This window comes from Plantibacter sp. MCCC 1A11337, from assembly GCF_013349365.1.
GTDB classification, from domain to species: Bacteria; Actinomycetota; Actinomycetes; order Actinomycetales; family Microbacteriaceae; genus Plantibacter; species Plantibacter flavus_A.
Genome location: NZ_JABJWX010000001.1, coordinates 1519019 through 1533495 on the forward strand (window position 1 = coordinate 1519019; position 14477 = coordinate 1533495).

Annotated in this window: 12 protein-coding genes; 6 read left to right on the plus strand and 6 right to left on the minus strand. The window is 71.9% G+C overall.

Translation table 11 applies throughout. The features are described from left to right. The first annotated feature begins 66 nt into the window (after positions 1-66). Positions 67-819, plus strand: a complete 753-nt coding sequence (locus tag HOW07_RS07020) for an HAD-IIB family hydrolase (RefSeq protein WP_064295553.1) — start codon at positions 67-69, stop codon at positions 817-819. 112 nt (positions 820-931) lie between these two features. Here HOW07_RS07020 and HOW07_RS07025 read toward each other — a convergent pair whose 3' ends face one another. Then, positions 932-1408, minus strand: a complete 477-nt coding sequence (locus tag HOW07_RS07025; protein ID WP_064295552.1) for a DUF3151 domain-containing protein — start codon at positions 1406-1408, stop codon at positions 932-934. Between the two features lie 125 nt (positions 1409-1533). Between HOW07_RS07025 and HOW07_RS07030 the strand changes: the two genes are divergently transcribed. From HOW07_RS07030 to HOW07_RS07040, 3 genes are all read left to right on the plus strand, one after another. Further along, positions 1534-2229: a TetR/AcrR family transcriptional regulator gene (locus HOW07_RS07030; protein WP_175116432.1), complete on the plus strand. Its 696-nt coding sequence runs from the start codon at positions 1534-1536 to the stop codon at positions 2227-2229. Continuing rightward, the gene (locus tag HOW07_RS07035) at positions 2219-2875 is read left to right on the plus strand and encodes a hypothetical protein (protein ID WP_064295550.1); all 657 of its coding nucleotides are present in this window, start codon (positions 2219-2221) and stop codon (positions 2873-2875) included. The genes HOW07_RS07030 and HOW07_RS07035 overlap by 11 nt, the downstream gene beginning before the upstream one ends. Before the next feature lie 70 nt (positions 2876-2945). Beyond that, the gene (locus HOW07_RS07040; RefSeq protein ID WP_121291556.1) at positions 2946-4823 is read left to right on the plus strand and encodes a YhgE/Pip family protein; all 1878 of its coding nucleotides are present in this window, start codon (positions 2946-2948) and stop codon (positions 4821-4823) included. A gap of 430 nt (positions 4824-5253) precedes the next feature. Here HOW07_RS07040 and HOW07_RS07045 read toward each other — a convergent pair whose 3' ends face one another. Both HOW07_RS07045 and HOW07_RS07050 read right to left on the minus strand, forming a co-directional pair. Then, a complete protein-coding gene (locus tag HOW07_RS07045) occupies positions 5254-5574 on the minus strand; it encodes a hypothetical protein (RefSeq protein ID WP_175116433.1) in 321 nt (106 codons plus the stop codon). A 247-nt stretch (positions 5575-5821) separates the two neighbouring features. Further along, positions 5822-6490: a TrmH family RNA methyltransferase gene (locus HOW07_RS07050; RefSeq protein WP_079001339.1), complete on the minus strand. Its 669-nt coding sequence runs from the start codon at positions 6488-6490 to the stop codon at positions 5822-5824. Positions 6491-6597: 107 nt separating this feature from the next. Here HOW07_RS07050 and HOW07_RS07055 point away from each other — a divergent pair, with 107 nt between their 5' ends. Both HOW07_RS07055 and HOW07_RS07060 read left to right on the plus strand, forming a co-directional pair. Continuing rightward, positions 6598-7392: an HAD-IIA family hydrolase gene (locus tag HOW07_RS07055; RefSeq protein ID WP_071262240.1), complete on the plus strand. Its 795-nt coding sequence runs from the start codon at positions 6598-6600 to the stop codon at positions 7390-7392. A gap of 62 nt (positions 7393-7454) precedes the next feature. Then, positions 7455-8495, plus strand: a complete 1041-nt coding sequence (locus HOW07_RS07060; protein ID WP_175116434.1) for a zinc-dependent alcohol dehydrogenase family protein — start codon at positions 7455-7457, stop codon at positions 8493-8495. A gap of 24 nt (positions 8496-8519) precedes the next feature. Here HOW07_RS07060 and HOW07_RS07065 read toward each other — a convergent pair whose 3' ends face one another. The 3 genes from HOW07_RS07065 to HOW07_RS07075 form a co-directional block, all read right to left on the minus strand. Next, positions 8520-12179: a hypothetical protein gene (locus tag HOW07_RS07065; RefSeq protein ID WP_175116435.1), complete on the minus strand. Its 3660-nt coding sequence runs from the start codon at positions 12177-12179 to the stop codon at positions 8520-8522. Next, entirely contained in the window at positions 12179-12727 is a 549-nt protein-coding gene (gene pyrE, locus HOW07_RS07070) for an orotate phosphoribosyltransferase (protein WP_175116436.1), read from the minus strand. Before pyrE ends, HOW07_RS07065 begins: the two co-directional genes overlap by 1 nt. Before the next feature lie 161 nt (positions 12728-12888). Then, positions 12889-14445, minus strand: a complete 1557-nt coding sequence (locus HOW07_RS07075; RefSeq protein WP_175116437.1) for an amino acid permease — start codon at positions 14443-14445, stop codon at positions 12889-12891. Positions 14446-14477: the final 32 nt, after the last annotated feature.

Below are 14477 nucleotides of genomic sequence, written 5' to 3' on the forward strand. Positions count from 1 at the left end.
TCGGGCGGCCGTCCTGCCTGCCGATGGCCCTCGACGACCGTCCTCTCGACCGACCGAACGGAACCCATGACCTCCCTGCCGCGCCTCGTCGCCTTCGACCTCGACGACACCCTCGCCCCGTCGAAGTCCGCGCTCGACCCTCGCATGGCCGAACTGTTCGTCGCGCTCCTCGAACGCACCTCGGTGTGCATCATCTCGGGCGGCCAGATCGTGCAGTTCCAGAACCAGGTGCTCGACCGGCTCGGAGCCGCGTCGCCCGAGGCCCTCGGCCGACTGCACCTCATGCCCACCTGCGGCACCCGGTACGACCGCTTCGACGGCACCGCGTGGGTCACCGTCTACAAGCACGACCTCACCGACGACCAGAAGGCCCGCGCCATGGGCGCGCTCGAGACCGAGGCCAAGCGACTCGGCCTCTGGGCCGACGAGACCTGGGGACCGATCCTCGAGGACCGCGGCTCGCAGATCACCTTCTCCGCGCTCGGGCAGGCAGCGCCGGTCGCCGAGAAGACCGCCTGGGACCCCGACGGCGCGAAGAAGGAGTCGCTGCGCGCCGCCGTGCAGGCCTTGCTCCCCGACCTCGAGGTCCGCTCCGGCGGCTCGACCTCCGTCGACATCACCATGGCGGGCGTCGACAAGGCGTTCGGCATGACGCGGCTCGCCGAGCACACGGGCATCCCGCTGGAGGAGATGGTCTTCGTCGGCGACCGTCTCGACGAGGGCGGCAACGACTACCCGGTCCTCGCGCTCGGGGTGCCGTCGGTGGCCGTGCACGGCTGGCAGGACACGGCGGCGTACCTGGAGTCGCTCGGCCTGTAGGCCCTTCGACAGGCTCAGGGACCGGGGACGCGGCCTGCCCTTCGACAGGCTCAGGGACCGGGTATGAGGCTCAAGGACCGCCCTTCGACAAGCTCAGGGACCGGGGAAGGGGTCAGTCGGAGCCGAGGATGACGATCGCGGAGGTCGGCGGGGCCGCCGCCGCGACGAGGTACTCGATCTCCTCCGACGCCGTGGGGTCGGCCTCGCGCAGGAAGGTGTCGAGACGCTCGACCTCTTCGGTCTCGCCGATCGCCTTCGCGGAGCGGCGGAGCGCGTAGAGCGAGCGCAACACCCCGCGGTTCGGCGCGTGCGACCACGGGATCGGGCCCTGACCGCGCCAGCCGGCGGCACGGAGCGAGTCCAGGCCGCGGTGGTACCCGACCCGCGCGGCCGCGTAGCCGGGGATCGGCGACTGCGGGTCGTGGACGGCGTCGGCGAGGAGCGCCCAGCCGAGCGAGGAGCGGGGGTGGGCCGCAAGGAGGTCCGCCAGCGCCTCGATCGAACCGACGGCCGCGTGGAACTCGGCATCGGTGGCGCTGTCGTCCGGCAGCAGTGTCGGAGGGGTTGCCATCAGATTCTCACCGGTCATCGTTCAACCATAGCTCCGTTCCCGGAGCCCGGCGTGGGAGGAAGCTGGCAGCCCTCGCTGAGAGCTCGCCGCATTCTCCGACATCGATATTGCACACCGCTGTGCAAGATAGTACGATCGCTGGCATGACCACCACCCAAGCGCCTGCGAGCGGGTCGCGCGCCCCTCGTCGCGACGCCGCCGAGAACCGCCTCGCGCTGCTCGAAGCCGCCCGGCTGGCGCTCCGCAGCGACCCCGACGCCAGCCTCGAGACCATCGCGGCGGCCGCCGGCCTCACCCGCCGTTCGGTGTACGGACACTTCGCCACGCGCGACGAGCTCGTGAACGCCGTCGTCGTGGCTGGGGCCGAGCGCGTCGCCGCGTCGATCACGGCCGTCCGAGGCGAGGACCCGCTCACCACCATCGCGCTCATCGGTGACGTCCTCTGGGCCCAGGTGGACCACGTCCGCATCATGGCGCCGCTCGCCGTCCGCGGGCCGCTCCGCGCCGTCACGGCGGCAGCCCTCGAACCCGTTCGGACCCTCCTCCTCCGCACCGTCGAGGCCGGTGTCGCGGACGGTTCCATCCGCCCCGACATCGACGCCGGCGTCCTCGCCCGACTCGTCGAGAGCACGGCCGTCGGGGTGCTCGAAGAGGCGACCCGGTCCGGCCTCTCGACGAGCGCCGGCCGCCGCCTCGTCATGCTCGCCACCCTCGGGGCTGTCGGTCTGTCGTGGCAGGACGCCACGGCGGTCGCCGACCGCGCCGACACCGGACACGCAGACCCCCACCGGCACACCGCCGGTACCGGCACGAACGAGGAGTCCTCCCATGCGCGTTGAACTCGACGGCGTCTCCAAGGGCAAGGGCGGCATCGTCCTCGAGCCGACCTCCCTCTCCTTCCGGACGGGCGAGGCGACCTTCGCCCGCGCCGAGACCGAGCAGCGGCCGACCGTCCTCGGCCTCATCGCCTCCGGCCGGATGAAGCCCGACACCGGGACCGTCCTCGTCGACGGAGCGACCGACCGCAAGACGATGCGCCGCGTGATCGCCCTCATCGACGCGCCCGACGTCTCCGAACCGGCCAGCGGCGTCGCGGTCTCCGGCGTCGTCGCCGAGGAGCTCATGTTCGCCGGCCGGGCGAGCCACCCCTTCGCCGTCGCGCGGTTCCTCGAGTCGCTCGACCTCGCACACCTCGCGAAGCAGCCGATCTCGACCGTCGCGCCGACCGACCGCGTGCGGCTCCTCACCGAGCTCGCGGTCCTCCGGGAGGACGTCACCGCACTCGTCCTCGTCTCCCCCGACCGCCACGGCGGCGACCCGCTCGAGTGGTGGAACCTCGCCCGCAAGCTCGCCGCCCGCGGTTACGGCGTCCTCGTGATCGCCGGCGACGCTTCGGCGACAGCCATCAACGCCACCGCGGACGCCCCGGTGTCCGAGAACGCCACGGACGAACTCGTCCCCCTCTTCCAGCAGGACTGGTCGTGACGCACACCGTGCACCACCACCGTCCAGCCACCACCTCATCCCGCACCACCCGTCCCCAGAAGGACCCCCTGTGAAGATCTTCGCGATGATCCGCGCCGAACTGTCCCGCCTGTGGGCCACGCCCATGTCGCGACTCGCCCTCGTCGCCCTCATGTGCGTCCCGCTGCTTTACGGCGGCCTGTACCTCTGGGCGAACCAGGACCCGTACGCCAAGCTCGACCAGGTGCCCGTCGCCCTCGTCGTCGAGGACACCGGTGCGCCGGCGACCGACGACACCACCGGCGATGCGACCGGCGAGACGGAGAACTACGGCGACGACATCGCCGACCAGCTCATCGAGGACGGCTCGTTCGCCTGGCACGAGGTCAGCGCGGCCGACGCCGCCCGGGGCGTGAACGACGGGACCTTCGACTTCAGCGTCACGATCCCCGCCGACTTCTCGACCTCGCTCACCTCCGCGTCGGGCGACGCCCCGCAGCAGGCGACGGTGCAGCTCACGACCAACGACGCCAACAGCTATCTGGCGACGACGATCGGCGAGCAGGCCGTCAAGCAGATCAAGGCGACCATCGTGCAGACGGTCAACCGTCAGGCCGCCGGCCGGTTCCTCATCGCTCTCGACACGATCAAGACGAAGCTCGTCGACGCCACCTCGGGCGCCACGCAGCTGGCCGACGGCGCACAGCAGGCCTTCGACGGCGCCGGGACCGCCCAGGCGGGCGCGGCGACCCTCGCGTCCGGCACGGCCCAGATCGCCGCGGGGACGGCCAGTCTGCCCTCGCAGACCGATCAACTGGCCTCGGGTGCCGAGCAGGTGGCGTCCGGGACGTCGACGCTCGCCGGCAAGGGTGACGAGGTCGGAGCAGCCGCCCAGCGACTCGTCGACTCGATCCCCACGGCCCGCGCCCAGATCTCACAGACGCTCGCGGAGAACGGCTTCACCCCCGAGCAGATCGCCCAGGTGCTGGCGCTCCTCGATCCGGTGGCAGCCGACGCCACGACGGCGAACGAGCGCGTCCAGACCGTCGTCTCGCAGGTCGACCAGCTCAACAGCGGCGCCCAGCAGGTCGCCGGAGGCGCGCGGACGCTGAGTGACGCGATGCCAGCGCTCGCCTCGGGGACGCAGCAGGCCGCCGACGGTGCGGCGTCGCTGCAGACCGGCCTCGCGACCCTGCAGACGGGCCTCGGCACCCTCCGTGACGGCATCGTCACCCTCCGCGACGGTCTGCAGTCCGGCGCGGACGCCATCCCCGCGACCACCGCGGACTCCCGCGAACTCCAGGCCAAGACGATCGCCGACCCGGTCAAGCTGACCAACTCCTCGGTGACGAGCGCGGGCACCTACGGAGCGGGACTCGCGCCGTTCTTCGTCAGCCTCGCCGCCTGGATCGGCATCTACGCGCTCTTCCTCATCGTCAAGCCGGTCTCGCGGCGCGCGATCACGGCGCTCCACAGTCCCATCAAGGTGACCGTCGCCGGCTGGCTCACGCCCGGCCTCCTCGGCACGATCCAGATGGTCGCGCTGTTCGGGATCCTCGCCGGCGCCCTGCACTTCGAGGTCCACAACCCGCTCGCGACCTACGGGATGATGGCGCTCGCGTCCCTCACCTTCGCGGCGATCATCCTGACGCTCAACGTGTGGTTCGGCAGCGTCGGACAGTTCCTCGGCCTCGTGCTCATGGTCGCCCAGCTCGTCACGGCCGGAGGCACGTTCCCGTGGCAGACACTCCCGGCGCCGCTGGCCGCACTGCACCACGTGCTCCCGATGTCCTACGCCGTCGACGGCATGCGCCAGTTGATGTACGGGGGACGGATGGACGCCGCCCTGCAGGACGCCGGGGTCCTGCTGGCCTGGCTGGCGATCGCACTGAGCCTCTCGGCGATCGGCGTGACGCGGATGACGCACGCCAGGACGCTCCGCGACCTCCGGCCGAGCCTCATCGGCTAGGCAGCCATCGAGCGCGCAGGAGCCCGCGCAGGAGCGTCGTCCTCGGGTCGGACGACGCTCCGGCGCGTGTGGTCGGCCTGCTGCGTGCGACGCCCATTCGGGTCGGGCATCGTTCGACGTCGGCGTCTGAGCGCCGCGTCGATCCGGGTTCGGGTCCGCCCGACAGCGTTGCACTCCCTTGAGTGATCGACCGGAGGCGCGATCATGACGCGGAACGCGGCAGATTCTCGGAACGGTCGTCGAGCCACCGGAAGGACCGGCGTTCGTGCGGGGCGAAGACCCCGCCGACACATCCCGGAAACACCGGAGGCCGCCGGGAGTGGGGGGACTCCCGGCGGCCACCGGTGCGACGGAACGGGCGCGTTCCGTCTGGAGCAGCTGAGCGTCGTGGTTCGGGCCACGGCGATCAGCTGCGGGTGCAGCGCGCTGCTCAGCGGGAGAGCAGCGACGCCTCCTCGCGCTGTTCGGCGAGCATCCGACGACGCGTCGCGAAGGCGGCTCCGGCCCCCCAGATGAGGAGCGAGGCGAACAACGCACCGGCCGGAGCGATGAGCTCGCTCGAGCCGGTCTGCGTCGCACTGATCGAGCTCGACGCCTCGTCGAGCCGGGCCTCGGCCTGAGCCGGCGCGGCGACACCGACGATGAGGGCGACCGCGAGGGCGGCGGGGACGGCGAGCGCGGCGACGCCACGGACCTTGGACGGGTGGGTTCCTCGTTCGGGCGAGACTCCCAGGGCAGAGCGGTGCTTCATCTTCGATTCATCCTTCGGGTGACCGCCGATTCGCACCGCACGGATTCGGGTCCGTGCGGTGGCCCTCGGTGGCTTCGGGTGCCGGAGGGATTCGGGTTCAGCGGTGGAGTGTTGCTCCGCTAGACAGTATGCCGGGGGGTGTCGGCACTTTGGGGGACCTCGGGGGCAATTGAGGCAATCTTGAGGTGTTCCTGAGGTACGGACACGGGTGCCGTTCGAAACCACCCGCGGACGGGGGCCAACCCGATCAGGACGCGTCGAAGGAGACGTGTTGCATGACCCAGGCGTGCATCGCGACGGCTGCCGCCGCGGAGGCGTTGATCGATCTCGTCGACCCGAACTGGGTGATCTCGAGCACCGCGTCGGCAGCGGCGAGCGCCTCCGGTGAGAGCCCAGGCCCCTCCTGTCCGAAGAGCAGGAGGCACCGCTCGGGAAGGCGGAACGTCTCGATCGGGACCGACCCCGGCACGTTGTCGATCGCGATGATCGGCAGCTCGGCCGCCGACGCCCAGGCGACGAGCGCCGCGACGTCGACGTGGTGCTCGACGTGCTGGTAGCGATCGGTCACCATGGCTCCGCGCTTGTTCCACCGACGGCGGCCGACGATGTGGACGGTGTCGGCCGCGAACGCGTTGGCGGTGCGCACGATCGACCCGATGTTCATGTCGTGCTGCCAGTTCTCGATGGCGACGTGGAACGGATGGCGGTGGTCGTCGATGTCGGCGACGATGGCCTCCATCGACCAGTAGCGGTAGCGGTCGACGACGTTCCGGGTGTCGCCCTCGCGCAGCAGCTCGGGGTCGTACCAGGGGTCGTCCGGCCACTCCCCCTGCCATGGACCGACGCCGGCCGTCGGGCTCTCGGCCTGATCGGGGCCGGCGACCGGGTCGTCCGGGTGGAGCGGGGTCTCTGGCACCAGCCAACCCTACCCGCGCCGTGCCACACTGGAGGTCCGGGCCCGACGCCGCGCCACCCCCGCGGCGCAGCGCTCGCGCAGCCCGCACGGAGCACCTGGAGGAACGCATGTCACGACGCGACGAGGTCGAATGCTGGCTCACCGACATGGACGGCGTGCTGGTCCATGAGAACCACGCCCTCCCGGGTGCCGCCGCGCTTCTGCAGCAGTGGCAGGACCAGCGGACGCCCTTCCTGGTGCTCACCAACAACTCGATCTTCACCCCGCGCGACCTGAGCGCCCGGCTGCGTGCCTCTGGGCTCGACGTGCCCGAGGAGTTCATCTGGACCTCCGCGCTCGCGACGGCCGCCTTCCTGGCCGAGCAGGAGCCGGGCGGCTCGGCGTTCGTCATCGGGGAGGCCGGGATCACCACGGCCATCCACGAGGCCGGCTTCACCATGACGGAGACGAACCCCGACTACGTGGTCGTCGGCGAGACCCGCAACTACTCGTTCGAGGCCATCACCAAGGCGATCCGCCTCATCGCCGGCGGCGCGCGCTTCATCGTGACGAACCCGGACGCGACCGGACCGAGCAAGGACGGTCCGCTTCCGGCGACCGGTGCCATCGCGGCGCTCATCACGAAGGCCACCGGCATGGAGCCCTACGTCGTCGGAAAGCCGAACCCGATGATGTTCCGATCGGCGCTCAACAAGATCGGCGCGCACTCGGAGAACACCGGCATGATCGGCGACCGCATGGACACCGACATCGTCGCGGGCATCGAGGCCGGTCTCCACACGATCCTCGTGCTCACGGGCATCAGTGACGAGGCCGAGATCAACCGCTACCCGTTCCGTCCGAACGAGATCCTGAGCGGCGTCATCGACCTCGTGACGGAGCCCGTCGAGGTCGAGATCTAGGCCGTTCGGCCACCATCATCCCCACCGTTCCGTTCCCGCCCCGCCACGCACCGAGGACTTCCATGCGCGCCGTCGTCTACGACCAGTTCACCGCCGAGCCCGAGGTCCGCGACGTGCCGGATCCGGTGCCGTCCGACGCCGGCGTCGTCGTGCGCGTGGAGACCACGGGTCTCTGCCGGAGCGATGCGCACGGCTGGCTCGGGCACGACGACGGCATCGCCCTCCCCCACGTGCCCGGCCACGAACTCGTCGGGCGTATCCATGCGGTCGGCCCCGCCGTCGAGCGGTTCCGCGTGGGTGACCGCGTCACGGTGCCCTTCGTGTGCGCGTGCGGACGCTGCGCCCAGTGCCTCGCCGGGAACGGGCAGGTCTGCCCGAACCAGACGCAGCCGGGCTTCACCCACTGGGGTTCCTACGCCGAGCTCGTCGCCCTGCACGACGCGGACGTGAACCTCATCCCGGTGCCGGAGTCCCTCGACGCCGGTGCCGCCGCCCTCCTCGGGTGCCGGTTCGCGACGGCCTTCCGCGGGCTCGTCCACCGCGCCGGGCTCCGCAGCGGGGAGCGCCTGCTCGTCGTCGGCTGCGGCGGCGTGGGGCTGAGCGCCGCCATGATCGGCGTCGCGCTCGGTGCCGAGGTCATCGCCGTCGACATCGACGCCTCGGCCCTGGCGCGCGCGGCGTCGATCGGCGTCACGCACACGATCGACTCGAGCGGTCTCGACGAGGCCGCCGTCCTCGCGCGCATCGCCGAAGCCGCACCGGCGGGCGTGCAGGTGTCGGTCGAAGCCCTCGGGCGTGAGTCCACGATGCGCCTCAGCCTCCTGGCGCTGGCACCGATGGGCCGTCAGGTGCAGATCGGCCTGTTCTCGAGCGAACCGACCCTCCCGCTGCCGCGCATCATCTCGCAGGAGCTGTCACTGCACGGCAGCCACGGCATGCCGGCGTCCGACTACTCGGAGCTGCTCGAGCTCGTCTCGAGCGGTGCGCTGCGTCCGCAGGATCTCATCGAACACCGCATCGGTCTCGACGAGGCGCCGGCGGCACTCGTCGCCCTGGCATCCGGAGACCGCTCGACGGGTGTGACCGTCATCGACGTCGCCTGACCCGCGACGACGTCGGGTGCGTCGTCAAAGGGTGTCCGGGGCTCCGGCCGTCGACCATCCTGCGGACACGCTCGGCATCGTGGCGTCCGCAGCCGCACCGGCCGCGTTCGCGGCACCGACGAGCGTTCCGAAGTAGAACGCGAGCAGGAGCAGGACCGCGGCCCCCAGGCCGACGACCGCCCAGAGCAGCGCCTTCGGGATGCCCTGATCCGCGTGCTCTCCGCGGTATTCGGGGAGATCGCGGTCCGGCGCGGACTGCGTGGCCTGCGGTGGCAAGGTGGCGCCGACGATACCCGCAGCCGCGGCCGGGGTCGTGAGCGCGCTCGCGCCGTCGAGTTCCGGGAACGCGACCGTCTCGCCCGGGAGCGCGGCCGGCGCCGTCTGCGGCACGTTCGCGATCGGCCCCTGCGAGGGGACTGCCGCGGCGTGTGCGCCGAAGACGGACACCGAGGCGGGGGTCACCGGTGTGGGCGCGGTGTCCGAGGCGACATCCGGCTCAGCCGCCTGGGAGGTGTGTGGAGCGCTGTCGTCGTCTCCGGCGGCGTGGGCGCCGTTCCGCCGGGACCCGCCGGTGTCGTCGTCGGGATCCGTGCCGCCGACATCGGTGCCGTCGGCGGCGACGAGGCCCGGGACGGGGGCGAGCGGGAGATCGGGGTCGGCGATCGCGTCGGCCTGGAGCGACCAGCCGCCCTCGGCGGCGAAGGCGTCGGCGAGCGACCGTGCTGAGGCCGCCTCCGCCGTGGCGGTGGTGGTGGCGTCGGGCTGATCGGACGGATCGGCAGGGGCGACCGTGGCGGAGTCCTCGGCCTGCTCGGTGTCGGCGAGCGGCGTGGCAGCCGGCTCACCGTCGGTCGCGGCGCCTTCGACCGAGGCGACCTGGACCGCATCCGTCTCCGGTCCGAGGTCGAACAGCGACTCGAGCCGCAGCTCCTCGCTGACCGGCTCGGGCTCGCCGACCGGCTCAGGGTCGATCGAGTCCTGGTCAGCGACCGCGGGATCCGACGCGGCGGCACCCGTGGTGGGATCGGTCGCACCGTCGGCGACGGCCCCGTCCGGCACGAACGACGGAAGCGGTGTGACGCCCGCCGCAGCGAGTGGGACGGCGTCGAACTCGACGATCTCCTCGTCGAACTCGTCGTCGAGCTCCTCCGGGTCGACGGCGAACGCCGGGGTCTCGGAAGCTGGGGTCCCGATGACCGGGGTCGGTGCCGTCTCGGGAGCGGAATCGGCGGCGCGGTCGGCCGAGGTCTCCGTGACGACGGTGTCGTCGTCCGAGCCGAGGCCGGAAGCGGCACCGGCAGCGGTTGCGGCCCCTGCGGCGGCGAGGCCACCGGCCGCCACGGCTGCGTCGAACCCACCGAGCGACAGCGTCGGGAAGAGGTCGACCGTGTCGTTCGCGGCGGGGACGATCGGTGCGGCGTCCGGCGCGGAGCCGTCGGTCTCGGTCGCGTCGTCGGTCCAGCTGGCGAACTCGTCACCGGGTCCGTCGACGAGCGGGCGACCGAGCGTGACGGCGGCGAGGCCCGGAGCGAAGGGTTGGACGTCGCCGGCGATGAACGCGGCATCGGGCACCTCGCCCTCGAGCGCGAGTTCCGACGGGGACTCCGCACTCACGGCTGACGACTCGGCGCCCTCCCACTCCACCGGCGGGACCGGGATGGGCTGGGTCGTGGGAGCCGCGTGCACGAGCGGGTCGAGGGCGTCGTTCGGAGCGAGGTCCCACACGAACGGTGCGGTGCCGAAGGGGCTGACCGTGGGCTCGGGTTGCACGCCGTCGAGGGAGATGAGCTCCGTGATGGAACGCTCGGCCTTCGGGGTCGGCGGGCCGAAGGCCGGGGGGACGTCGGCGGTGTCGGTCGCGTCGTCGTCGGCCGGCGCATCGTCACGGCCGGACTCGGCATCGGGGTCGGGTGTCGGCGCCGGAGGAACGGCTGCTGCTGCGGCTGCGGCACCCGCGAGGGCCGAGAAGCCCGGGCCGCCGAGGCTGTCGAACGGCCGCGTCTCATCGAGCGGTTCGGCGTCGACGTCGGGGACCGTCTCGGGCCACGGGACCTCGGCGGGCGAGGTCGGCTCCGCAGCGCTCGCGGGCGACGCCGCTGCGACCGTGTCCCAGCGGAACGGTGCCGCGGGGGTGATCGGCTCGGAGGCGACGACGCCGTCGGACGCGGGCTCGGGATCCGAATCGGCGGTCGGCTGGACCGACTCGCTCGAGGACGGGGACGTCGCCTCCTCGGTGATGGTGCCGACGACGGACTCGTCTGCGGTGTCGAGCGGCTGGGGCGCTTCGTCGACCGGTTCCACCTGAGACGGCTGCTCCTCCGGTACCGCGGGCGCGGCGCCGAACGTCTCACCGAACGGTTCCGTCAACCAGGCCAGCGGATCCGTCCGCGGTGTTGCGGACTCGGCAGGCGCCGGCTCGGCTGTCCAGACGTCGTCGGTAGCTGGCTCGTCGGCAGCCGGTTCATCGGCCGTGGCCTCGTCGGGGCGTGCGGCGACGGGCGTCGAAGCGTCGATCGTCGTGTCACGGACCTCGACGGTCTCTCCGCCGAGGACGTCGTCGCCGAACGTCTCGGAGAGGCTCCAGGAGCCCTCCGGCAGATCGTCGTCCTGCACCTCGGCGTCGGGTGTCGACGCGGAGCCGGACGGCACATCGCGGTCCGCGGCGGTGGGCGACGGCGTCACCGACGGGGCGGCGGGCGGCAGCGGTGCGGCGGGAGTGCCACCGTCGGGCGACGAGGTGGCGGTGGTCGCGCCGATCTCCTCCGCCTCGACCGCGGCCCAGGCCGCCGGGTCGTCGGCTGCGAGCGCTCGGGCCGTGGGCAGGACGGCCGTCGAGACGTCCTCGGGGGCTGCTGAGTCGGCGTCGATGTCGTCGCTGCCGCCGAGGCTCCAGGGCTCGTCGGCGACGGGTGGCAGGACGACCGGGTTCGTCGGTGCGGGCCGGAAGGTGCCGGCGGGCGCGTGCTGGAGGACGGAGTCGGTGTCGACCGTCAGCTCGTTGCGAGCGGGCGGCACCGGCGATGCCGGGGCAGGGGTCGGCGGGACGACCGGGAGCTCGAGGGCGTTTGGGTGACGCAGACCCTCCGACCGGACGGGAGCTTCCTCGGGCATCGGGTCGGCCGGGGCTGCAGGCGTGGCGGGTGCGGCGGGCTCCGCGCTGGGTGCATCCGGCGCCGGCGGCGCGGAGGCCGGTGTCGTGTCGTCGGCCGGGTTCGGCACCTGGTTCTGCCACCAGGCGAGGAGTTCGGCCTCGCTCGCGAATTCACCGGGAGCAGTGGCCGAGGCGGCGGGGTTCGGCTCGGCGGCAGCGGTCGTCTGCTCGACGGGAGCGGGCAGCGGTTCGACCGGAGCAGGCGTCGGTTCAGCGTGCGTCTGAGCCGCCGGCGCATCCGGCACGGAGGGCGCGGACCACTGGGGCTCGGCCGGGACCGGCGCAGCCACCGACGAAGCAGCGGCGGCCTGGGCATCGGTGTCGCCGACGACCGGCAGGACTCGCGTCCGGTCGTCGTCAGCGGGCGCCGGAGCGACGCCTGCCGAGGGGTGCTCGTCGACCGCGTCGGTGTCGGGCTGCGTCTCGATCGCCTCCGTGTCGTCGGCGTCGAGCTGCGAGAGCAGCCAATCGGTTCCGTCCGCGGGTTCCTCCGGCAGCCCGGCCCCGCCGCGTCCGGTTCCGTCGCCGGACATCAGACGAGTCCCAGGTCTTCCAGGCCGATCGCGGCCAGGTACTGGTAGCCCGCGGCCTCGATGATCTCGCGGGCGCCGGTCGCGCGGTCGACGACGACGGCGACGGCTACCACCTCGGCTCCGACCTTCTCGAGTGCTTCGGCCGCCTTGAGCGGTGATCCACCGGTGGTCGAGGTGTCCTCGAGCACGATCACGCGCTTGCCCTGGAGGTCGGGGCCCTCGACCTGCTTGCCGCGGCCGTGGTCCTTCGGCTCCTTGCGGACGACGAAGGCGTCGTAGGTGAGTCCGCGCGCGGCACCCTGGTGCAGGATCGCGGCGGCGACGGGGTCGGCACCCATGGTGAGGCCACCGACCGCGAAGACGTCGGGGACGTCGGCGATGAGGTCGATCATGACCTGCCCGATGAGGGGCGCGACGCGGTGGTCGAGGCTCACCTTGCGGAGGTCGACGTAGTACGTCGCTTTCTTGCCGCTCGTCAGGGTGAAGTCACCGTGGAACACGGCTTCCGCCGAGATGTGGTCAATGAGCTGAGCTCGTGCGTCCGTCACGTCGGAGAGTCTACAAGCTGTGACCCCCATCGCCGCAGTCGCCCGGATGGGGGCGGTCCGCGTCCCCGACGCGCGAGAGCCCCGGCGTGTCGGTACGACTCGCCGGGGCTCCGGGACGCCACGCCGCCGCCGTCCCGCATCGGGGCGGCTGCGTCCGGGGGTCAACGCGCCGTGCCGGAGCCCGGGTCCTCAGGACGGTCGGCTGCGAGCAGCTCCGCCTCGGTCGCGCCGCCGTAGCCCTCGGTCTCCGGGTCGCCGTGCAGGCCGCCCGAGACCGCGTACTCCTCCTCCGGTGACATGACGAGCCGGTGGCGACCCCAGAGGGCGAAGGCGACCAGCATGACGACGTAGACGACGACGATCGCGATGATCGCCGGGAGGAACGTCGGGTTGAGCAGGAAGCCCACGAAGATGAGCGCGGCGATGACGGCCGCGATGACCGCCCCCGGGACACCCCACGGGCTCAGGTAGGGCCGCTTGGCGTTCGGGAACTTCCTCCGCAGCAGCAGGAACGCGATCATCTGCATGAGGTACGCGAGCACCGCGCCCCAGACCGCGATGTTCAGCACGATCGCCCCGGCGACGCCGCCTGATCCGCCGGCCGCGTCGACGATGAGCAACGCGACGAACCCGATGATCGCCCCGGCCACGAGGGCCACCCACGGCGTCTGCCGCTTGCCGGTGAGGGAGAGGAACCGCGGGTAGTACCCGGCGCGGGACAGCGAGTACATGTTACGACCGTAGGCGAACATGATGCCCTGCAGCGAGGCCAGGAGCCCGATCAGGGCGAAGAGCGCGAGGACCGCCGCCGCACCGTCACCGACGATGGCCCGGAAGCCGTCGAGCAAGGGCTCCCCTGCCGTCCCGGTCGCCTCGGCACCGATGACGCCGGTGTTGAGGAAGAGGACGAGGAGGCCGGTCACGATGAGCGTGCCACGAGCCCAGAACCCGGCCTTCGGGATGTCGCGCACCGGGTTGTGGGACTCCTCCGCCGCGAGCGGCAGCTCCTCGATGCCGAGGAAGAACCACATCGCGAAGGGCAGGGCGAACAGGATCGGGAGGACGCCGTGCGGCAGGAACTCGGTCTGGCCCGCGTCGGGGGCGATGTCGAACAGGTTGGCCCAGGCGAACTGGCCGGAGAAGATCGCCATCGCGGAGAAGACGAGCAGGATGCCGATGGAGATGATCGAGACGACGATCGCGAAGCGGAAGGAGATGCTCGCACCGGCGGAGTTCAGCGCGATGAACGCGACGTAGAGGATCGCCCACCACACTGGCGACGGCATGGAGAACCCGAGCAGCTCGCTCGTGATGGCGTCGGCGTAGGAGGCCGAGAAGTACACGATCACGGCCGTGGTCGCGACGTACTCGATGGTCTCCGCGAGTCCGGTCACGAACCCGCCCAGCGGTCCCATCGCCGCTCTCGCGAAGGAGTAGGCCCCACCGGTGTGCGGCATCGCCGCGGCCATCTCCCCGATCGAGAAGATCATCCCGTAGTACATCGCGACGAGGATGACGAAGGCGATGAGCATGCCGCCGAACCCGGCGAAGTCGATGCCGAAGTTCCAGCCGGAGAAGTCGCCGGAGATGACCGCGGCGACGGCGAGGCCCCAGAGGCCCCACACCCCGGCCGACCGCTTCAGGCTGCGTTTCTCGAAGTACCCCTCGCCGGCCGCGGTGTAGGTCACCCCGGAGATCTTGCGCGTGTCGTCAGCCATCGATGCGTCCTGTCGCTCGGGTTGCGCGCTCG